This window comes from Pseudomonas sp. FEN (genome assembly GCF_904067045.1).
Classification (GTDB): domain Bacteria; phylum Pseudomonadota; class Gammaproteobacteria; order Pseudomonadales; family Pseudomonadaceae; genus Aquipseudomonas.
On record NZ_CAJFDC010000015.1, the window covers coordinates 91,509 to 113,193 of the forward strand.

The following is a 21,685-nucleotide window of genomic DNA, read 5'->3' on the forward strand; positions in this document are numbered from 1 at the left end:
GCAACGTGCCCGACTCGTGCTACTGGATTCGCTTTCTAGCCTCTCTGTCTCGAACGGGTCGGACGATCACGTCCGGTGCATCGGGAGCAGAGGTGCCCTTCTAAGGCGCAGACGGTACTCCCATCCGCCAGGCGTTTCAAGCTCATGCCGATGGTCGCTTGACGTCTTTACACCTCAAATCACCGGGAGTTATAAGAACAGTGCAAACCACAACGGAATTGAAGGACTGCCCCCATGAGCCGAACCGATCAGGACTACAGTGAAAAGCGTGACTACATCCGTATGCGAGTCGATGCCGACGTCACACTGATCCACGCGGGGCTGGAGATTGCCGCCACCTGCCTGGACCTGTCGAGCAGCGGCATGCAGATCGCCGCGCCGCGGGCCTTCAAGGCCGGCGACCAACTGCTGGTGCGCATCGAGTCCGATCATCCGTCCCTCAGGGGCCTGGAGGCCGAGACCGAGGTGGTCTGGGTCCGTGATGAAGGCGGTGGCCAGCGGCTGGGGTTGCAGATCCTCAAGATGAATTGATGCCCGACCTTGACTGTGTAGGCGGTCGCGATGCAGTGCGAGGCTCAGGGGCCCCTTCGCGGGCAAGCTCCGCTCCCACAAGGTGCGTGCAAGATTCAGGCATCAAGCATGTAACGAACACAAAATCGCAGAGATGAAAAAGGCGACCTCTTGAGGTCGCCTTTTTCAGTTACCCAGCCAACACTAGAAGTCGTCTACAACCTTGCCGTCCTTGACCTTGAACTCGCGGTTCTGCAGGTAGGCGTTGCGGATGAAGATGTACTTGTCGCCGGTGATCAGCTTCTCGCTGGACAACAGACTGGCGCGGGTGTCGATGACGGAGGCACCCAGCGCCATGTTGCGCGCCGGAATGTCGTTCATGTAGCGATAGGGCTGGGTATAGGTGTCGAGGTACTTGGACGGCGCGTCACGCAAGGTGCTCGGGCCGAAGAACGGGATGACCACGTACGGACCGCTGCCCATGCCCCAGTATCCCAGGGTCTGGCCGAAGTCCTCGTCATTGCGCTGCAGCCCCATTTTGGTGCCGACATCGAAGAAACCCGCGACACCGAAGATGGTGTTGAAGAAGATCCGCGAAGTATCGACCCCAGCCGCATGAGGCTTGAGTTGCAACACGTCGTTGGCCAGGTTCTGCACATCGCCGATGTTGCGGTACATGTTGTGGATGCCGTCGATCAGAAACTGCGGCGTTACCGTCTGGTAGCCCTGGGCCAAGGGTTTCAGGGCGTAGGTATCAAGCACATCGTTGAACTTGAAGATGGGGCGGTTGACGCTCTCCCACGGATCTTCATCTGCCGCCTGTACGGCAAATGGCACCAGCGCGACGCTGGCACACAGAGACAGTTGAGCTAGACGATCGATCCAGCGCATAGAAAAAACTCCTTGGATAAGACGAGGCTGGGGCACCGCGCCCTCGAAAAGCGAGCAGTATAAAGCGGATGCCTTCGATTAGGCAGCCTGACCGGAACAAGTCCTGCAAAGAATTACCGATCGGGCGCAGGGAACCGCCCGTCATCCTACTGTCATGGGAGTGTCTTAGCCTGCGGAGTCATTTCAGGGACGTTGCCATGCCATTACCCGCCGCCGTACCGCTGCCCGCGCCCACCGCCCTGCTCTTCGGCCTGAGCGGTTGCCTGGTGGATTTCGGTGCCCGCGCCCGTGCTCACCTGGACCCGGGCGAACACAACCACGCGACACCGGGCGCGCTGGAGATACTGCAAGGACTACAACAGCGCGGCGTGCCTTGCGCCTGGCTCGATGAACTACCCTACACGGTCAGTCAACCACTCGCCGCAACCCTGCCGACCTGGATCAAAGCCTCGCCCCCTGACGCCAACGGTGCCCAGTGGCCGGCGCCCAACGCCTGCTGGCACGCACTGATGACCCTCAACGTGCAGCAACTGGACGGCTGCGTGCTGGTCAGCGGCGAGCCGCGCTTGCTGCAATCGGGCCTGAATGCCGGGTTGTGGACCATTGGCCTGGCTTCCTGCGGGCCCTTGTGCGGCCTGTCGCCGGTAGAGTGGCAGGCGCTGCCGCAAAAGGAGCGGGAAAAGAAACGCGGCAAAGCCACCGTGGAGCTGTTCGGCCTGGGCGTGCATTCGGTGATCGATCACCTGGGGGAACTGGCGACCTGCCTGGACGACATCGCCCTGCGCCGGCTCAAGGGCGAGAAGCCCTGAAGCAGCGATCTTGATCGAGGTCATGCAGGCCACGCGGGAGTGGATTACTCTGACAGTCAAGCACAGACTTTTATCGCCATAGAGCGGTCTATGCCAAAGACTATCAAAAGAGGAAGTACCACAATGCCTGCCCGCGAACTGCAAGACCAGCTCAATACCCTGCGCGAGCAACTGGAGCAGAGTCCGCCCCTTTCACAGGAAGAGCGTGAACATCTGCAAGTGCTGATGCAACAGATCGAAGCACAGATCAAATTGGAAACTTCGACCGCCAGCCTGGCGGACGGCGTCAATCTCGCCGTGGAGCGTTTCGAACTCGAACACCCCGCTATCGCCGTCACTTTGCGCAACATTGTCCAGACCCTGGGCAATATCGGCATCTGAAAATAGACGTCCCCAAGTCCGGCGCCCACCCTTGTGGCAGGCACCGGACAAGCTTTTCGAGGGCCGGAGCACTCCGATCAGGCTCTACAGGTCGGAACTCTCGACGGTCCGCACTCGCGCCAATGCCTCGCGGCTAAGCTGTTCCAAGCCATTTTTTCGTTCCTGCCCGATTGTCTCGAGCGCACGCGCGTACAGCGCCTCGCTCATTTCCTGGCCCACGGGAAGGTCTGCCCGGGCAATGCCCAAGGTCGCCGCCGTACGCTGCACCGTCCTTGTCCACTCCGCCCGCTCCGAGGCTTGTGGGTGCCGCGCCAGGTCCTCCAGCGCCGCCCTCAGATCTTCCAGCTCCTGCAACCGCTCCTGGGCGACCCGGGCATAGCGTTTCACCTCGGGCAACGCTTCCAGGTAGTCCATCCACAACGGTTGTTCAAGCAACAGCGCAACCCGCTGGTCCAGGGTGTCCTCGGCGGCCAATATGCGGTTTCCCGCCTCCCGGGTCATATCCGTGGTGACATTGCTGGTCCCGCGATACAACATCGACATAGGCTGCCAAGGGAGGGCCAGCCGATCGGCGAGATCGACACGATAAGCGAGGAAAATCTCGACTTCATCGACGCCAGGCCAGCGCTCGTCAGCCAGCCTGGCCGCCAGACTTCCAGCGTCCTCGATGTCGGCCTCACTGGCCTGGCGGGCCCTGGCCTGGCTTATCGCATCGCTCCTGGCCGCCTCTATCCGCCCCGCCCTGGCGATCTGCTGATTGGCGGTCTCGACTTTCGCGATGTCATTCAAGCGTCCCAGTCGCGCGCGCCCCTCGGCCAACTCCAGATATGCCGTTTCCCTGGCCTGTCCCGTCAAGCCGCGCGCTTCGTACAACAGCACCTCGGCGCCCAGCCGACTGAAGACCTCGGTAAAGCCGTCGGCACAGGTCTCCAGGTCGGTTGTCCAGTCAAACAGGGCCCGACGCAGGGTGCTGTCGCGGGCCGCTGCCTCGATCATCCGCCAGACCCGGCGGGTCAACTGCGCGCGGAATTCGAGGCGATAGTCAGCTGACTGACGCAACGCGGCAATGGCGGCGAGGAAGGTTTCGTGCCCGGGCTCATGGGCGATCAGTTCCCACAACAGCCTTCTGCGCTCCTGCTCCTCGACCGAGAAGCTGCTGTCCAACCAACTCTCCACCACGGGAAGCAGGTTCGGCACCCCCTCTACGAGGCCCACGTCCCCCGGCAACGTAAAGCGTATCGAGGGCCGATCACGGAACATACTGATGTTTTGTCTTGTCACCTCATCCAGCGGATTACCGTAAAGCAGGATCGTCCTCATCCTCTGGCTGCTCAAGGCATAAAAGTCCCCGGGGAGAGAGGTCAGGCGGTTTCCCTCGACATCAAGCAGCACCAGATCAAGCAACTCCAGCGTCCCGGGCGGCCAAGCGGAGAGCTGGCTACGTTGCAACTGGAGCGCCCGTAGTCCGGGCATCCCCCGGGCATCGAAGATTCCCAGGGGATTGCTGTTCAGGTTCAAGCGCCTCAGCCTACTCAAGCTCCGCAGTTGCCCGCCCAGGGCCGGGGTCCAGGCGATGCGGTTGCCATTGAGCTGCAAGTTGCTCAATTCGCTCATCCGGCCAAGGCTCGACGGCAACTGCGTAAGCCGGCCGCCGGTGATCTGCAATCGACGCAGCTTGGGAAAACGCGTGAGAAACTCATTGAGATCATTGCGCTCTCGAAGTCCCACCAGATCCAGTTTCAATGAGACCACATGCGCGAAATCCTCCTCCAACCCAGGCAGTTTCAGCAAGCTTGTCCCGCACAGATCCAACTCATATCCCAACACCTGCCCCGCAGAGTCGAGTACGGGCGGCGACTCCCGGCGCCAACATTGTTTTATCCGTTCCACCACGGCTCTTTTGGAGACGGTATTGACATGCCAGCCAGCCACCCCGCCGTGCGCGCTTTCGTACTCGGGATTCAGCCGCCAGTACTGCAGTGCCAACTTCAATGTGCGGTAATCGGTCTGCCGCCTCTCGAGGACCTCCAGAAAGACCCCGTCATCCCGCCCCTCCAGAGTCAGCAAGCGCCGAACCTCCTCCAGGTCCCTGCCGGGATAGAGCTTGTCCACCAGCCGCCTGATATGTCTCGGGACTCCGGCCAGGGTACTCTGTCGCTGTCCCCCGAGGGGGTAACCGATCCGCCCGTCGCTCAGCCTCATCGGCGACCTGAATCCCGGCCTGATCGGAGGCATCTTCAATAACGTCCGAATCCGCTCGCGGGACAACGCCAGGCGTTGTACCACCGCTCGCTTGAGCTGCGGCGGCGGAGTGGCGCGTGAGAAGCCCAGGGACTTGAGCACGTTGTCCGGCAGGGCCCGCAACAAGGTGGCCTGAAGGTTGCCCGGCGGCGGCGCGGCCAACCCGACCTCACCCTCGATCAGATAGCCGGTGGACTGGCGGATCAGCGCCAGTCGGTTTTCAGTCGAGGCCGGCGGCCCCAGGCTGTCGATCAGCCGGAAACCACCCGGTGCCAACTTGGAAGGTTCGTAGAGCTCGACACGCAACCCTTTCGACCAACCCGGCAAAGTTTCCAGGGAATGCAGAAACAAGCGGTCGGCATCCAGGCCGACCGACGATTCGAGGAACATGCCCTCATAGGCCCGGGCGATACGTACCTGCTGCACATACCAGTGGCATTCCTCCGCCAATCGTAGTGGCACCTTGCCAGCCACCAACAAATCGAGTTCATAACCCTCGGCCGCGCTGACCACCTCGTCGGCAACCATCGTCGGCAGGCCGGGAAATGGGCGCCTGAGCAAAGCGACGACGGGATTCGTGGAGCGGGTACGAAACTCGTAATAATTTTCCAACAGCGCACCACGCTGGTTTTGCGCCTCGGCAACCAGTCGCTTGTGCAGCGCCGACCGTTGTTGCGCCTCAGTCAGGCGTGGCTCGCCCGGCGGTCGTCCGAGCAGCGTATCGACCTCCTGCGAATCAAGCCCGCGCAGCACCACGTCCAGCAGATGTCCGTCACGTATCTGGCTGTCGCTGACCGACACCACTGGCAGACCGGTTTTATCCGCGGGACCGTACTCTTTCAAAACCCGCCCATCGGCCTCGAGAAACCGCAGCACCTTCGAAACAGGCCAAAAGCTCTCCAGCAGTTGCTCCTGGATCCCCCAATCAATCACGCCACCGTTGCTTGTACCGGTCTGGATAAAGCGCTGGATATCACTATCAAGCCTGAAGCGCGCCACCGTATCGCCGAGCAGTGCCGGCGTCCTTATCTGATCCACATAGACCGGACGCAAGGCATCGGCCTCGACGCCACTGACCGTCATGATCTGCCTGACCCGTTCCCAACTCACGGACTGGAAATCGACGCCCAGGCGCTCGAACAACAGGTGTTCGTCCCAGCTCAGCGGGTCCTCCAGCTCGTGTACCCAGGCACCTGAACCGTTATGCCTGAAGAGGGGTTCATAGGTGCTGCGGGTTGGGTGTTCGGCATGGTACTCATGGGTGAACCGGCCCGGCCTGAGCTTGTAGTAGGCGCCCTCGAACGGCAGATAAGCGCCGGAGTCGTGCAGGTAGAGTCCGGACTCGTCGACCTTGAGTCCTTCGGGCAACGCCGGGGCATGCCGGTACGGCTTGAGGTCGGCTTTCCACAATCGGACTTCACCGTCGGGCATCTTGACGTGCTTGAGTGTATTGATGAAGGCAGCCGCTTGATTGTCAGCGGCCACCACCTGCATGAAGGCCCCCAGCTCCAGGGTCAGCACCACGCCGAGAAAGGTCGACACCGCCTGTTTCTTGTCGCCATGTTCCCATTCTTCAACCCCCTCGTAGAGCTGAACGAGCAGTTGGGCGCCGGCCACCGCCAACATCGCCTCCCCCAGGCCCGGCACAAAAAACAGTAAGTTGACCCCCCAATTCAGGAACGCCTGCCAACGCGCTTGGCGCGTCTTCCTGTCTTCGGCATCGGTCGACACCGCCAGCACGTCTGCATCGTCGAGCATCCTGACCACATGCTGCCCATGGAGCTCGGAGAAAGGATCATCCAGCATGGCCGTGATCTTGAGCCGCAACGGCGCCCGCTCATCAGGCACACGCGGTCCCGTCCCCGGATGCGGTGGATTGAGCCGCTCCTCAAGGGTGGTGAAAAATATCGGCTGGCTGCGCAAGTGGATATGGCGCCGGAAGCTGCGCCGAAAGTCCGGGTCCCGCAACCTGCGTCGCAAGTCATCTTCGAAAGCTGCCAGGTTCGGGTATTGCTTGAGCGCCTGCTCCGGGTCACCGGACAAATACACCACACAGGGTCGCTCGTCGGTCGTTTGCCAGGTCTCGGAGCGGATCAGTAACACGCCTTTGAGCAACGCACCTCGATAGCCACTGCCCGGAATACTGGCATCGAGCATCGTCACGTCGAAACACTGCACACTCCCCGAGCCCCAGGCGGGAGGCGCGTCTCCGCTGACCAGCCCCTCGAGCATGCGGTAGGCCGCCTCGTCTATATGCCCTTTCATCAGGGCGATATCGGCCTGCACCGCCAGCCCGGACCGCTCATTGGCCACGAACAATCGACGAAATTCAGCATCTGGTTTACCCGATGCGTTCTTGCGTAACAGGAAAGACTCAATATGTTTCTTGTACTGCCCGCCCAGATCCAGACGCCGACATAATCCCGCGAATCCCTGCGGGGTCAGCGGTTTTTTCAGAGCATTCCGATTTTTGCGGATAATTTGCGAACCTCGATCAAACCCGAAATGAGTCGTCTCATGTTTCTCGAAATTCTGCAGGGCCGCCTGCAATAACGTCAGTTCTGTCTCCGTTTGCTCGCGGGGCGTGAGTATCGTTGCCGCCGCCGTTATATGAACGTGCCTGAGTCTGTCCCGCTGGACATCCAGACCCGCTCCGAACTCTCGGTCCAGAGCCTCTTGCAAGCGCGGCGCGGAGAAGGCTTCCGGAGTCTGCAACCCCCGCAGATACGCCGCCAGGTCAGCTTTATCGGCCTGCCGCCGGCGCATGTTATCGACGTAAGAACGGCGCTTGTCGACAGTCGCACTCTTCAACCAGTCCGGCAGCCAGTTTTCCACCGCCGCATAATAATCCGCGACACCAAGAGGCACGCTAACATCCGCCTCATCCAGCATAGAAACAGCCATATTCACAAACCTTGGATAACTTCGACGTTTGACCTTACCTCCAGGCCTTCAGGAAAAAGTTTAAATAATTAAATGCCCCACTAAATATCCCATCAGAACTATTCACTTATAAAACAGATAATCACCGCCTTTTTTTCCCGAGCTATTACGTTCAAACACCCTTGACCTTGCCGGGGTATTTTCCAGGCAAAAAAAAGACCCTGTCTCGCGAGAGGCAGGGCCTTCTTTCAAAGCAACGACGTCAGTCCATTACAACCCTGACTGACCGCTCAACGCCAAGTCCATCAGTTCACGGTTGGCTACCGCGTACATGGCGTAGTCAGTGCCGACGGCGGCACGGATTTCCACCAGCATCGAACGCCAGCGCTCGGCCATGCTCGCGTTGCGCTCCAGCCACAGGGCCACGCGGGCCTCCATGTCTTGCGGCGCATCGGCCAGCTTCAGCACCGAGATGGTGATCGCTCGCTGCTGCCAGTCCACATCGTCGCGGAAGGTTTCACGGGCCTGGGCCTGCCAGTTGTTGGTCACGCGCAGGTCGCTGATCTGCTGGGAGTACCAGGTCAGGTCCAGGGCACTGCCCACCGCGAAGTAGGCCTTGGCCACTTCGGCGGCGTCGTGACCGGTGACATCGGCCGCTTCGATGATCGGCAACAGGGTGTACAGGTGCGTGGTACCGGCGACCATGCGGGCCAGCAACTCCGGTACACCGGCCTGGACATAGGCCTGGTAACGAGCCTGCCAGACGTCCCGGGTCGGGCCTTCCAGCAGTTCGTCGAGCTTGAGGCCCAACGCCGCCAGGTGCGGACCGAAGTGCGCCACGTCACGGGCGGCATCCTGCTCGTTGCGACGGCTGCGCAGGAACCAGCGCGTGGCGCGACGGCCCAGGCGCATCAGCTCATCCATCAGCTCCAGCTGGGTCTCGGCCGAGACCTTGTAGTCCAGGGCTTCGATCTGGCGGAACCAATGCGGGAGGTGGAAGATGTCACGCACGATCACATAGGCGCCGGCCACGTTCGCCGGGCTCATGCCGGTGGACTCCTTCAGGCGCTGCACGAAGGTGATGCCCATGTGGTTGACCAGGTCGTTGGCGATCTGGGTGCTGACGATCTCGCGCTTGAGGCGGTGACGGCGCATGGCCTCGGCGAACTTGCTCACCAGCATCGGTGGGAACGCGGTTTCCATGTCGCGGGTCAGGTACTCGTCATCCGGCACCTTGGATTCGAGCAACGCCGCCTTGAGGTCGATCTTGCTGTAGGAGATCAGCACCGACAGCTCGGCGCGGGTCAGGCCATGGCCTGCCGCAACGCGTTCGGCCAGTTGCTCTTCCGACGGCAGGAACTCGATGGCCCGGTCCAGCTTGCCACGGGCTTCCAGGTCGCCCATCAGGCGCTTGTACTCGGCAATCCGATCGACCGCGCGACGGGCCGCCAGGGACAGTGCCTGGGTCTGCTTGTAGTTGTTGCCCAAGACCAGGCCGCCGACTTCATCGGTCATGCTGCCGAGCAGCTGGTTGCGCTGCTTCTCGGTCATATCGCCGGCCTGCACCACTTCGTTGAGCAGGATCTTGATGTTCACTTCGTGGTCGGAGCAGTCCACGCCACCGGCGTTGTCGATGAAGTCGGTGTTGGAACCGCCGCCATTGAGACCGAACTCGACACGGCCGAGCTGGGTCATGCCCAGGTTACCGCCCTCGCCCACCACCTTGCAGCGCAGTTCGTTGCCGTTCACCCGCAGTGCATCGTTGGCCTTGTCGCCGACATCGGCGTGGCTCTCGCTGCTGGCCTTGACGTAGGTACCGATACCGCCGTTCCACAACAGATCCACCGGAGCCTTGAGCAAGGCATTGAGCAGTTCGGTCGGAGTCAGCTTGTCGGCCTGGATGTCGAAGCGTTCTTTCATCTGCGGGGAAATCGCGATGCTCTTCGCGCTGCGCGAGAAGATGCCGCCGCCTTCGGACATGAGGCTGGCGTCGTAGTCCGACCAGGCCGAACGCGGCAGATCGAACAAGCGCTGGCGCTCGGCGAAGCTGCTGGCGGGTTCCGGGTTCGGATCGATGAAGATGTGCAGGTGGTTGAAGGCCGCGACCAGCTTGAGCTTGTCGGACATCAACAGGCCGTTGCCGAACACGTCGCCAGCCATGTCGCCGATGCCGACCACGGTGATGCTGTCTTCCTGGACGTTGATGCCCCGCTCACGGAAGTGGCGCTGTACACCCACCCACGCGCCCTTGGCGGTGATGCCCATTTTCTTGTGGTCGTAGCCGGCCGAGCCGCCGGAAGCGAAGGCGTCGCCGAGCCAGAAGCCATAGTCGATGGCAATGCCATTGGCGATGTCGGAGAAGGTCGCGGTGCCCTTGTCCGCCGCCACCACCAGGTAGGGGTCATCGTTGTCATGGCGCACGACATTGACCGGCGGCACCAGGGCGCCGTCTTTCAGGTTGTCGGTAATGTCCAACAGGCCCGAGATGAAGATGCGGTAGCAGGCGATGCCTTCGGCCGCGATCTCGTCACGACCGCCACCCAGTGGCAGGCGACGCGGCAGGAAGCCGCCCTTCGCACCCACCGGCACGATCACCGAGTTTTTCACTTGCTGGGCCTTGACCAGGCCCAGGACTTCGGTGCGGTAGTCTTCTTCACGGTCCGACCAGCGCAGGCCGCCGCGGGCAACGTTGCCGAAACGCAGGTGCACGCCCTCGACCCGTGGCGAGTAGACGAAGATCTCGAACTTCGGTACCGGCTTGGGCAACTCGGGAATCGCGTGCGGGTTGAACTTGAAGCTGAAGTACGACTTGTTCTGGCCGTTGGCGTCGGTCTGGTAGAAGTTGGTCCGCAGGGTCGCCTTGATCAGGTCGAGGTAGCGACGCAGGATGCGGTCTTCGTTCAGGACCTGGACGTCGTCCAGGGCGCTGAGGATCGCTTGCTCCAGGCGCTGCTGCTTGTCGTCGAGGTCTTCGACGCTGAGCTTGCGGGCCAGGTAGAAACGGGTCTTGAACAACCGGGTCAACTCGCGGGCGATGTCGGTGTGGTTGTTCAGGGTACTGGCGATGTAACCCAGGTCGAAGCCCAGGCGGATCTGCTTCAGATACCGGGCGTAGGCACGCAGCAGTGCCACGTCGCGCCATGGCAGGCCGGCGGTCAGCACCAGGCGGTTGAACGCGTCGTTCTCGGCATCGCCACGCACGATGTGGACAAAGGCATCCTGCAGGGTGTCGTTGAGCTGCTGGATATCCAGGTCCAGGCCTTCGGCGGCGGTGAAGGCGAAGTCATGGATCCAGAACTCGCGGCCATTGTGGTGCCGCAGGCGATACGGGAACTCACCGAGCACGCGCAGGCCGAGGTTTTCCAGGATCGGCAGGACGTCGGACAGGGCCAGCGGCGTGTCGGCGTGATACAGCTTGCAGTGCAGCTCGCGCTGGCCGGAAACCTGGCCCAGTGGCTGGTAGAAGCTCATCACCAACGGATTGCTGTCGTTCAGGCTGAGCAGGTGCTGCATGTCGACCACGGCCGAGTGCGCGGCGAAGCGCTCGCGGTAGCCGGCCGGGAAGCCTTTCGGGAAGTCCGCCAGCACGTTGGTGCCCTGGGCCTCGCCGAAGCCTTCGACCACCAGGCTCTTGTAGTCGTCCTGCCAACTGCGGCAAGCCTGGATCACTTCGTTTTCCAGTTGCAGCGGGTCGATATCGAGGCGGTTCTTCGGGTCGACCCGCAGGATCAGTTGCACACGGGCCAGTACGGATTCGGAGAAGAAGGTCCAGAACTCGCAGTCGGTGGCCTTCAGGCGATCCATCAGCACCTGCTGGATCTTCTGCCGCACTTCGGTGGAGTAGACGTCACGCGGCACATAGGCCAGGCAGTAGCAGAAGCGACCATACGGGTCCTTGCGCAGGAACACGCGGATCTTGTTGCGTTCCTGGATCTGCACGATCGACATCACGGTGTTGAACAGCTCGTCCACCGGAGTCTGGAACAGGTCGTCGCGGGGCAGCACTTCAAGAACCTGGGCCAGCTCCTTGCCCAGGTGGGCCTTGGCCTGGAAGCCCGAGCGACGCTCGACTTCGGCGACCTTGCGGCGGATATAAGGGATCACTCGCACGCTTTCGCCGTACACCGTGGAGGTGTAGAGACCCATGAAGCGGCATTCCTTGATGACCTTGCCGGCGGCGTCGATCTCACGGATCGAGACATAGTCCGGGTAGGCATTGCGGTGCACACGGCTCGGGTGTGCGGCCTTGGCGAACGACAGCGGCGTCGGTTCGCGCAGGTAGTTGACGGCGTAGTCTTCGATGCGGGTGTCATCGGGGGTCAGGCCGGCGCGCAGCAACTTGGTCAGGCCGAGGAAGGAATTGGCGTCGTATTCGATATGACCGCCGTCCTGCTCGTCACGGACCACGAACTCTTCGTAGCCGAGGAAGGTGAAATGGTTGTCCACCAGCCACTGCAGGAAGGTCTTGATCTCGGCCTTTTCTTCCGGGTCGATGGCAAACTGGCTGGCGTCGATGCTGACCAGCAGCTCCTGGACCTTGGTCTTCATCGGTTCGAAGTCGGCGACGGCGACACGCACTTCGGTGAGGACCTGTTCCAGCTCCTTGGACAGCACGCTCAGTTCGGCGGCGTTGGCGCTGCGATCGATTTCCAGGTACATCAGGGATTCTTTGTCGATCCCCTCGCCCTGGGTGCCCTTGGGCAGGATTTCGAGCAATTCGCCCTTGCTGCCGCGACGCACGCTCAGCACGGTGGTTTGCAGGGTGTGGATGCTGTAGCCGCGGCGGTTCAGTTCGGTGCGGACCGAGTCGACCAGGAACGGCAGGTCGGGGTGCAGGACCTCGACGGCGGTGTGAGTCGACTGCCAGCCATGGCGCTCGTAATCCGGGTTGTAGGCGCGAACCTGCGGCTGGGTGTGGTCGAAACGCTCCAGCAGACGCCAGGCCGAGAGGGTGCAGCCGGCGAGATCGGAGAGCCGGCGCTGGGTCAGCTCGTCCAGGGAAATGATGCCAAAGAACTGCTCAGCGAACAGCGCCACTTGTGGCAGTGCCTGTTCGTTGATGTGCTGCGCCAGTGCCGCCTGCAGTTGGTGCTGGAAGTCGGCTTTGCTGGCTGCGGTGAAGAACGCCATCTGTGGTACTCCGCTTGGGCTTGTTATATAGAGAGAAGCGTCGCGTTTTCTTCCCCGGAAAAGGGGACCTGCATCACTCTGCAGGGTACAGCTGGGCAGTGCAGAGTGACAGGTTGATGAAGCTGGCCGCGACCCAGGGGTCACATTCACGTTCAAGATAGTCGCACACCACCACCACGGCCGGATGCACAGGCCGTGTTTTCGCGGGTGACACTCCGTTGCGCAGCTTAACGAGTGCGTGAACGCCGCTGCTTGCAGCGCTGCGACATATTCGGACATAGCTAGGTAGCGCAACAGAAGATCCGGAGGAAAACGTTCGCCCTGAGCGCCCGCGCCTCACCACCCCGCCCGGCCAAGTACACGACCATCTTCCGTGGGGCGGAGCCAAGCCCTGCTCAAGGGGTATTCAGCAACGCACAATCATAGTCCTGAATTTCACCGGCCGAGCCGAAGTTGAAATCGCCGAAGCTCAAGCGATTGGCCAGCAACAGCAGGTCGCCCCCGGGCGCCACCACCAGCGCCAGGCCGTAGTGGGACATGCTGTCGCCTTGCTGGCGAACATACTGGTTCAACACCTTGAACGGATCTTCCCGCACCAGGTCCTTGCCGCCCAGGCGTTTGGCCAGGTACTCGTGCCCGTTCAATTTCACGCCCAGTGGCTGCCAGGCCCCGGTGACCTGTGCGGCCTGTTCGACCAGCAATTTGTGGATATCGGGGCGCAGGCAGGCGAGATGGATATGCAATTGCCCTTGGGAACGGCCATACCGGGAGTTGATGGCCAACGACAGGAATTCGTCGCTGATCGGCTTGCCCGCCTCGGCGGAAAGGCGCCCCCGTTGCTGCCAGGCATTAGAGAAAAAAGCATAGGAATTGCCTTCAAGCAGCAGTGGACTCTCGACCCCCGTTACCCTGTCCGTCGGGATGGTCAGGTCATGCAGGGGTCCCTGGCGATCCTTGAGCAGGGCATAATGCTGTTTCAGGTCGACCACCAGGCAAGGCCCCGGATCCTGCTTGTCCTGCTGGGAGGGTACACATTGCTGACTGACGATCCGCCAGAGCGCGCTGCCGTTGCCGTGCCCCCAGACCAACCACGACGTCCCCGCCAGCACCGCGACAATCAGTACCAGCGCCAAGACTCTCAACCACTTAGCCATTCAAGTTTCCCGTCGGAAGAAATAAAAACTGTCACAACATAAACCAACACCTCCGCTATTTTTATGTCCGATTGGCGCAGAATGTGTTTCAACGTAACTCAGCGCAGCCCTCGGCGAGGGGCTACCCCGACTCAAGCCACCGCGCGAGCATGCACAATAGCCGCCAGGCTGGCAGAATCGCGCCTGGCCAGCCTTATTCCAACAGGACCTCACGTTATGCAACTGATCACCGCCCACCTCATCGCCAACCCCTGCGACGACGAAGAAGACGACATGGCCATGCTCTGCTGCCATAGCGACAAGGGCGAGATGTTCCTGATGACTCGCTACCCCGACGAGGACGAGCTGGAAATCACCCTCGACGGCGAACCGTCCACCCTGGATGGGGTAAAAGTCACCCTGGGCGCCACCCGCCTGCTGATCGAAATCGCCGCCAGCGACACCGATGCGCTCAATGGCAGCGATCACCTGGAGATCCTGCACGGCACTGCCGCCGGCGATCTGGCGGAAGTCGAGCAAACCCTGCGGAACATCCTCAAGGGCACCGGCACCTATATCAGCGAAATCAACTGACAGCGCCAGCCAGAGACCGCGCTCGGCCGACGGCCCACCCCGGGCCCACGGCCAAACAACTTTTCTCGCAGGTTCTTATTTACAACAACGTGGGATTTTTCCCGAAAAATCACAAAAACCCCCAACCCCGTTAGTCGCTGCCCCCCTCGATGCATTAAAGTATCGCCCCCGGCCACGGCATTCTCCGATTGCCGTCGGCCCCCCTCTCAGGAACCGTCATCGATGGAACATCGTGAAGCGCTGCTGGCGCTGCGAACCTTTCTCTCCGCGCAGATCCTCGGTCAGGAAAAACTCGTCGAGCGCCTGTTGATCGCGCTGCTGGCCGACGGTCACATGTTGGTCGAAGGCGCCCCCGGGCTGGCCAAGACCAAGGCCATCAAGGAGTTGGCCGAAGGCATCGAAGCACAGTTCCATCGCATCCAGTTCACCCCCGACCTGCTGCCGGCCGATATCACCGGCACCGAGATCTATCGCCCGGAAACCGGCAGCTTCGTATTCCAGCAAGGGCCGATCTTCCACAACCTGGTCCTCGCGGATGAAATCAACCGCGCTCCGGCCAAGGTCCAGTCGGCCCTGCTCGAGGCCATGGCCGAGCGCCAGGTCAGCGTCGGACGCAGCACCTATGACCTGTCACCATTGTTCCTGGTGATGGCGACCCAGAACCCCATCGAGCAGGAAGGCACCTACCCGTTGCCCGAAGCCCAGCTCGACCGCTTCCTGATGCACGTCAAAATCGGTTTTCCCGATGCCGCGGTCGAACGGCGCATTCTGCAACAGGCCCGGGGCGAAGCCCTGAACGGCGAAACCAAGCCCGAGCGCCGGGTCAGCCAGCAGGCGATTTTCGCCGCGCGCAAGGAAATCCTCGGCCTGTACATGGCCGATGCGGTGGAGGAGTACCTGGTGCAACTGGTGATGGCGACCCGCACGCCGGCCAAGTTCGACCCGGAGATGGCCGAGTGGATTGCCTACGGCGCCAGCCCGCGCGGCTCCATCGCCCTGGACCGTTGTGCACGGGCGCATGCCTGGCTGGCCGGTCGCGACTTCGTCAGTCCCGAGGATATCCAGGCGGTGTTGTTCGACGTACTGCGCCACCGCATTATCCTGTCGTTCGAGGCCGAAGCCGCCGGGATCGACCAGGATCGGGTGGTGCAACGCATCCTCGATGTCGTCGCCGTCGCCTGACCCGGAAATGATCGCGCCCCTGCCCGCCGAACCCGGCATCCGCACTACCCTCGCCGAACTGATCGAGATGCGCCATCGCGTGCGCGAAGTGCAACTGTTCTCGACGCCGAGCCAGCGCAGCCCGCTGATCGGCCTGCATCACTCGAAACTGCGCGGGCGCGGGGTCGACTTCGACCAGGTGCGGGTCTACCAGGCCGGCGACGATGTACGCACCATCGACTGGCGCGTCACCGCCCGCACCCAGGAACCCCACACCAAGCTCTTCCACGAAGAGCGCGAACGGCCGATCTTCATCCTGGTGGAACAAAGCCGCCAACTGTTCTTCGGCTCGGGGTTGACCTTCAAGTCAGTGCTCGCCGCCCAGGCCGCAAGCCTGATCGGCTGGGCCGCCCTGGGCCATAACGACCGGATCGGCGGGCTGGTCTATGGCGACAGCGAGCACTACGAAATCAAACCGCGACGCAGCAAGCAAAGCCTGTTGCAACTGCTCAACCGCCTGGTGCGAGTCAACCACTCGCTGCACACCGAAGCCGCCGCCGAGCCCAATGCCCTGGGCCTGGCGCTGATCCGCGCGCGCAAGGTGCTGCGTCCCGGCAGCCTGGTGATCGTGATCTGCGACGAACGGGCCCTGAGCGATGCCGCCGAACAACAGCTCAGCCTGCTCTCGCGCCATTGCGACCTGCTGATGCTGCCGGTCTCCGATCCCCTCGACCATGCCCTCCCCGCCGCCGGCCTGTTGCGCTTCGCCGAACGTGGCGCGCAACTGGAACTCGACACCCTGAACCCGGAATTGCGCCAGGTCTACCGTGCCCAGGGCGAAGCGCGGATTGCCCGCTGGGAGTTGCTGGCGCAGAAACTGCGGGTGCTGCTGATGCCCCTGAGCACCCAGAGCGAGATGGTCGAGCAGTTGCGCGAATACCTCAACCCGCGGCGCCCGGGGAAACAGCCATGAGCAGCCTGGAGCAGCTGCAACCGCTGATCACCCCGCCGATCCAGGGTTTCTGGCCACCGGCCCCGGGCTGGTGGCTACTGCTGCTACTGATCCCGCTGCTGGGCGTCGGCGTGTGGTACCTGCGCCGGTTCCTGCCGGCCAAACGCCCGCTCGCCCGCGCCGAACAGCCGCTGGACCCGGTGCGCCTGGCCGCCCTGGCGGAACTCGCGCAGTTGCCCAAACCCTATGACGGCGCACCCGCCGGAGCCTGGCTGCAACAGCTCAACGGTCTGCTCAAGCGCCTGTGCCGCAACCATTACCCCTACAGCCAGAGCCACACCCTCAATGGCCGCCAATGGCTGGCCTTTCTCGACAACCGCTGCCCGGCCGCCGGCCTGACCCGCTGGATGGTGCTGGTGGAAGGCGCCTACAAACCCGAATGCAAGCTCGACGACAAGGCCATTGCCGGTTTGAGCCAGGCGATCGACACCTGGATTCGCAAACATGTTTGAGTTCGCCTGGCCCTGGCTCTTTGCCCTGCTACCGCTGCCGTGGCTGATGCGCCTGCTGTTGCCGGTAGCCGACAGCGGCGAAGCGGCGCTGAAGATCAGCTTTCTCGGTGACCTGGAAAGCCTGGCCCGCCGCCGGGCCCGGGTCAGCCTGCCGAGCTGGCGCCAGCAATTGCCGTTCACCCTGCTCTGGTTGCTGCTGCTATGCGCCGCCGCGCGCCCGCAATGGCTGGGCGACCCTCTGCCGGTGGCCGCCAGCGGCCGCGACCTGCTGGTGGCGGTGGACCTGTCCGGCTCCATGGAGTATCCCGATATGCGCTGGCAGGACGAGGACGTCAGCCGCCTCAGCCTGGTCCAGCACCTGCTCGGCGATTTTCTCGAACATCGCGAAGGCGATCGCGTGGGCCTGATCCTGTTCGGCAGCAAGGCCTATGTGCAGGCGCCGCTGACCTTCGATCGACGCACCGTGCGCATCTGGCTGGATGAGGCGAAAATCGGCATCGCCGGCAAGAACACCGCCATCGGCGACGCCATTGGCCTGGCCATCAAGCGCCTGCGCCAGCGGCCGGCGCAAAGCCGGGTGCTGATCCTGGTCACCGACGGCGCCAACAACGGTGGCGAAATCGATCCGATCACCGCCGCGCGCCTGGCCGCCGAGGAAAGCGTGAAGATCTACACCATCGGCATCGGCGCCGATCCGCAACAGAGCGGCAGCCTGAGCATGCTCGGCTTGAACCCGAGCATGGACCTGGATGAGCCGGCCCTCAAGGAAATCGCCGGGCTTACCGGCGGTCGCTATTTCCGAGCCCGCGACGGCCAGGAGCTGCAAACCATCAAGGCGACCCTCGACCAACTGGAACCCGTCGCCCAACAGCCGACCCAGGCCCGTCCCGCCCGGGCGCTGTATCACTGGCCACTGAGCCTGGCGCTGCTGCTGAGCGTACTACTGGTGATCCGCGCACGCTGGCCAGACAATCTGTTGCAACGCTGGCTGGCGCGGCGCCAGTTCCTGCCGCAACGCCCGGAATGGCGCCAGCGTCTGGAACGCTTGCGCTTACGGAGGCGTCGATGATCGAAGCACTCTGGCCGCACTGGTTCCGCCCGGGCTGGCTGCTGCTCCTGCCGCTGCTGGGCTGGCTGCTATGGCAACTCTGGCATCGGCAGAAACGCACCGGACGCTGGCAGATGATTTTGCCGCCAGCCTTCCATCGGGTGCTGCTCAGTGGCGGCCGCGGCAGCGACAGCAAGCTGCCATGGATCGCCCTCGGCCTGGCCTGGTTCCTGGCCGTGCTGGCCCTGCTCGGCCCGAGCTGGCAACGGCTCGAACAGTCCACCCAGAAGCCCTCGGACCCGCTGGTGGTGCTGCTCGAACTGAGCCCGGACATGCTTGCCACCGACCTCCCGCCGAACCGCCTGGAGCAAGCCCGGCGCAAACTGTTCGACCTGCTGCGCGCGCGCAGCGACGCGCAGACCGCGATCATCGTCTACGCCGGCAGCGCCCACACCCTGGTGCCGCTGTCCGATGACCTGGGCACCAGTCGCAACCTGCTGGACGCGATCAAGCCGTCGATCATGCCCGAAGCCGGCCATCGCGCCGACCTCGCGGTCAAGAAAGCCCTGAGCTTGCTCGAGCGCGGCGCTCTCGGCCAGGGCCGCCTGCTGCTGATCGGCTCGTCGCTCAGCGAAGAGGAGCGCCAAGGTATCCGCCAGGCCCTCGACGGCAAACGCCACAGCCTGCTGATCCTCGGGATCGGCACCCGCGATGGCGCGCCGGTGGCCCAGGAAAACGGTGGTTTCCTCAAGGACGCCCAGGGCATGATCCTGGTGCCACATCTCGACAGCCAGAGCCTGAAGGACTTCGCCGACGAAACCGGCGGACGCTACCGCCAGGCAGGCCTCGACGACAGCGACCTGCGCGGCCTCGGCCTGCTGGACGGCCCGCGGCAACTGCGCCAGGACGGCCAGACCGTGCAGCTCGACAGCTGGGCTGACCAGGGTTACTGGTTGCTGCTGCCGCTCCTGCTGCTGGCCGCCTGTGCCGGGCGCCGTGGCTGGCTGTTCTGCCTGCCGTTGTTCTTCCTGTTCCCGCAGCCGAGCCAGGCCTTTGAACTGATCGATCTGTGGCTGCGACCGGACCAACAGGGCCAGCAGTTGCTGGAGCAAAAGCACCCGCGCGAAGCCGCAGGGCATTTCGATGACCCGCAATGGCAAGGCCTGGCCCTCTACGAGGCCGGCGACTACAGCGCCGCGGCGAAGAAATTTGCCGAAAGCGACGATGCCAACGCCCATTACAATCGTGGCAACGCCCTGGCCCGTGGCGGCGAACTGGAAGCGGCGCTGGACGCCTACGAACAGGCCCTGGAGCGCCAGCCGGACTTGCGACCGGCCCTGCAGAACCGGACACTGGTGGAACAGTTGCTCAGGGAGAAACAGGCCAAGCCGCCGGTCGAGCCGGGCAAGACCGGCGACAGCGCCCAGGCCGACAACGCCCAAACCGGCGGCGAACAGAGCGCCGCCCAAGCGGCCCAGGCCGGAACGAACTCATCCAGCACCAATACCGCCGAGTCCAGCGCCCCGGAACAGGCGCCACCCGCGAACAATCAGTCGCCCGCGGCCCAGGCCACGCAAGCCGGCAATCAGGCCGGTGGCAATGATGTACCGGGCAGCGAACTGGGCGACGAACAGACGACCCACCCGCCCCTGCGGGCCGCCGCCGATATCATCGACGGTGAACGCCACCAGGCGCTGGAACAATGGCTGCGACAGATCCCCGATGATCCGGGAGAATTGTTGCGCCGCAAATTCTGGTACGAACAACAGCTCCATCAGGACAAGACCCGATGACCCTGCGCTCCTCCCTGCTCCTTGTGCTGCTGCTCTGCGCGAACCTGTCGGCCCATGCCGCTGGCCTGCTGGCCAGCGTCGACCGTACGCGCCTGAACTCCGGCGAGTCGGTGGAGCTGACCCTCGAGTCGAAGGATGTCACCCAGTTCGGCAAACCCGACCTGGCGCCGCTGGAAGCCCAGTTCGAAGTGCGCGGCACCCGTCAAGTCAATCAGTTGACCAGCCTCGGCGGCGAGAACCAGGCCACCACGCGCTGGATCGTCACCCTGACCCCCAGGGTAAACGGCAGCGTGGTCATCCCGGAGCTGCACCTGGGCGAGCTCAGCAGCGAGCCCATCACCCTGCTGGTGGTGCAAGGCGACGACCAGGCAGCGGCCGACAGCCTGGCGCCGGTGTTCATCGATGCCAGCCTCGACCAGGACAACGTCTACGTCCAGGCCCAGGCCGTGCTGACCCTGCGTATCTATCACTCGGTGTCGCTGTATGACGACAGCAGCCTCACGCCGTTGCAGATCCCCGATGCCCGTGTCGAGCAGTTGGGCGAATCGCGCACTTACGAAAAGCAGATCAATGGCGTGCGTCATGGCGTCATCGAGTGGCGCTATGCGATCTACCCACAGCACAGCGGCGAACTGACGATCCCCGCGCAGGTGTTCAGCGCCACCCTGGTGGATGTCCAGCCGAATCAGGGGCAGCAGGCCCCGGGCGCCAAACCCGGCAAGTTGATGCGCATCAGCTCGACGCCAATGCTCCTGCGGGTCAAGCCGCAGCCCGCCATCTGGCCGGCCGAGACGCCCTGGCTGCCGGCGCGCAGCCTGAGCCTCAGCGAAAGCTGGAGCCCGGAACCGGATCACAGCCAGGTCGGCGACTCCCTGACCCGTAGCCTGACCCTCAAGGCCGAAGGGCTCTCCAGCGGGCAACTGCCGCCGCTGCCAGCGACCACCCTCAATGGCTTGCGGCGTTACCCGGACCAACCGCAACTGAGCAACCAGAACAGCGATCGCGGCCTGATCGGCACTCGCGCGGAACGCGAGGCCCTGGTCCCGACCCACAGCGGTAGCTTCGACCTGCCCGCGGTGGAGGTGGTCTGGTGGAATACCCACGAAGACCATATGGAACGCAGCAGTTTGCCGGCGCGCACCCTGCAAGTAGCGAACAACCCGAGCCTGGCGGTGGACACCCCGGTGGGTAGCGCCGCCAACAACGCACCGCCCCAGCCGCCGCTGCTGTGGGCCTGGAAGCTCGCCACGCTGATCCTCGCCTGCACCACCCTGCTGGGTTTCGGCTTGTGGTGGCGGGCCCGCTCCCAGCCGGCGGTGCACCGCGCCGCCCAGACCGGGCCGAGCCCACGGACGCTGCTCGACGACCTCAAGCGCAGTTGCCTGGCCAACGATCCCCAGGCCACCCGCCAGGCCCTCGACGCCTGGGCCCGCCAGCAACCGGAAACCCTGGCCGATATGGCGGCGCGTTTCGTCACCCTGTCCGATGCGCTGGATGGCCTCAATGGCGCGCTCTACAGTGAAATCGGCCAGCATTGGCAGGGTGAGGAACTGTGGAAGGCGATCCGCGCGATACCGGCCGCCGAGCGGCTCCAGGACCCGGCGGGCGACAACAGCCTGCCACCGCTCTACCCCAAATAATCGATAA

The 21,685-nt window shown here is 63.2% G+C and carries 14 protein-coding genes; 10 read left to right on the forward strand and 4 right to left on the reverse strand.

The window, feature by feature from the left end; all coding sequences use genetic code 11:
* Positions 1-234: 234 nt before the first annotated feature.
* A complete protein-coding gene (locus tag PFEN_RS18705; protein ID WP_191488292.1) occupies positions 235-531 on the forward strand; it encodes a PilZ domain-containing protein in 297 nt (98 codons plus the stop codon).
* Positions 532-714: 183 nt separating this feature from the next.
* On the opposite strand, the gene PFEN_RS18710 is transcribed toward PFEN_RS18705, so the two are convergent.
* Complete coding sequence (locus tag PFEN_RS18710) at positions 715-1,401, reverse strand: VacJ family lipoprotein (protein ID WP_191488293.1); 687 nt, start codon at positions 1,399-1,401, stop codon at positions 715-717.
* Between the two features lie 197 nt (positions 1,402-1,598).
* Here PFEN_RS18710 and PFEN_RS18715 point away from each other — a divergent pair, with 197 nt between their 5' ends.
* Together PFEN_RS18715 and PFEN_RS18720 are read left to right on the forward strand one after the other, a co-directional pair.
* A complete protein-coding gene (locus PFEN_RS18715; RefSeq protein ID WP_191488294.1) occupies positions 1,599-2,210 on the forward strand; it encodes an HAD family phosphatase in 612 nt (203 codons plus the stop codon).
* A gap of 123 nt (positions 2,211-2,333) precedes the next feature.
* Entirely contained in the window at positions 2,334-2,591 is a 258-nt protein-coding gene (locus tag PFEN_RS18720; protein WP_191488295.1) for a DUF4404 family protein, read from the forward strand.
* 84 nt (positions 2,592-2,675) lie between these two features.
* Here PFEN_RS18720 and PFEN_RS18725 read toward each other — a convergent pair whose 3' ends face one another.
* The 3 genes from PFEN_RS18725 to PFEN_RS18735 form a co-directional block, all read right to left on the reverse strand.
* Positions 2,676-7,736 carry a dermonecrotic toxin domain-containing protein gene (locus tag PFEN_RS18725; protein ID WP_191488296.1) on the reverse strand — a complete coding sequence of 1,687 codons (5,061 nt, stop codon included), beginning with the start codon at positions 7,734-7,736 and terminating at the stop codon, positions 2,676-2,678.
* A gap of 249 nt (positions 7,737-7,985) precedes the next feature.
* Entirely contained in the window at positions 7,986-12,845 is a 4,860-nt protein-coding gene (locus PFEN_RS18730) for an NAD-glutamate dehydrogenase (protein ID WP_191488297.1), read from the reverse strand.
* 395 nt (positions 12,846-13,240) lie between these two features.
* Positions 13,241-13,999: a CDP-diacylglycerol diphosphatase gene (locus PFEN_RS18735; protein ID WP_191488298.1), complete on the reverse strand. Its 759-nt coding sequence runs from the start codon at positions 13,997-13,999 to the stop codon at positions 13,241-13,243.
* A gap of 216 nt (positions 14,000-14,215) precedes the next feature.
* On the opposite strand from PFEN_RS18735, the gene PFEN_RS18740 reads away from it, so the two are divergent.
* The 7 genes from PFEN_RS18740 (at position 14,216) to PFEN_RS18770 (ending at position 21,678) form a co-directional block, all read left to right on the forward strand.
* Positions 14,216-14,572, forward strand: coding sequence for a hypothetical protein (locus tag PFEN_RS18740; protein ID WP_191488299.1), 357 nt, complete (start codon positions 14,216-14,218; stop codon positions 14,570-14,572).
* Positions 14,573-14,794: 222 nt separating this feature from the next.
* Positions 14,795-15,754 (forward strand): AAA family ATPase, encoded by a 960-nt coding sequence (locus tag PFEN_RS18745; protein ID WP_100942931.1) that lies wholly within the window; start codon positions 14,795-14,797, stop codon positions 15,752-15,754.
* A gap of 7 nt (positions 15,755-15,761) precedes the next feature.
* Positions 15,762-16,706, forward strand: a complete 945-nt coding sequence (locus PFEN_RS18750; RefSeq protein WP_191488336.1) for a DUF58 domain-containing protein — start codon at positions 15,762-15,764, stop codon at positions 16,704-16,706.
* A complete protein-coding gene (locus PFEN_RS18755; protein ID WP_191488300.1) occupies positions 16,703-17,197 on the forward strand; it encodes a DUF4381 domain-containing protein in 495 nt (164 codons plus the stop codon). The genes PFEN_RS18750 and PFEN_RS18755 overlap by 4 nt, the downstream gene beginning before the upstream one ends.
* Positions 17,190-18,266: a vWA domain-containing protein gene (locus tag PFEN_RS18760; protein WP_191488301.1), complete on the forward strand. Its 1,077-nt coding sequence runs from the start codon at positions 17,190-17,192 to the stop codon at positions 18,264-18,266. Before PFEN_RS18755 ends, PFEN_RS18760 begins: the two co-directional genes overlap by 8 nt.
* On the forward strand, positions 18,266-20,038 hold the full coding sequence (locus tag PFEN_RS18765; protein ID WP_191488337.1) for a VWA domain-containing protein: 1,773 nt from the start codon (positions 18,266-18,268) through the stop codon (positions 20,036-20,038). Before PFEN_RS18760 ends, PFEN_RS18765 begins: the two co-directional genes overlap by 1 nt.
* Entirely contained in the window at positions 20,035-21,678 is a 1,644-nt protein-coding gene (locus tag PFEN_RS18770; RefSeq protein WP_191488302.1) for a BatD family protein, read from the forward strand. The genes PFEN_RS18765 and PFEN_RS18770 overlap by 4 nt, the downstream gene beginning before the upstream one ends.
* Positions 21,679-21,685 lie beyond the last annotated feature (7 nt).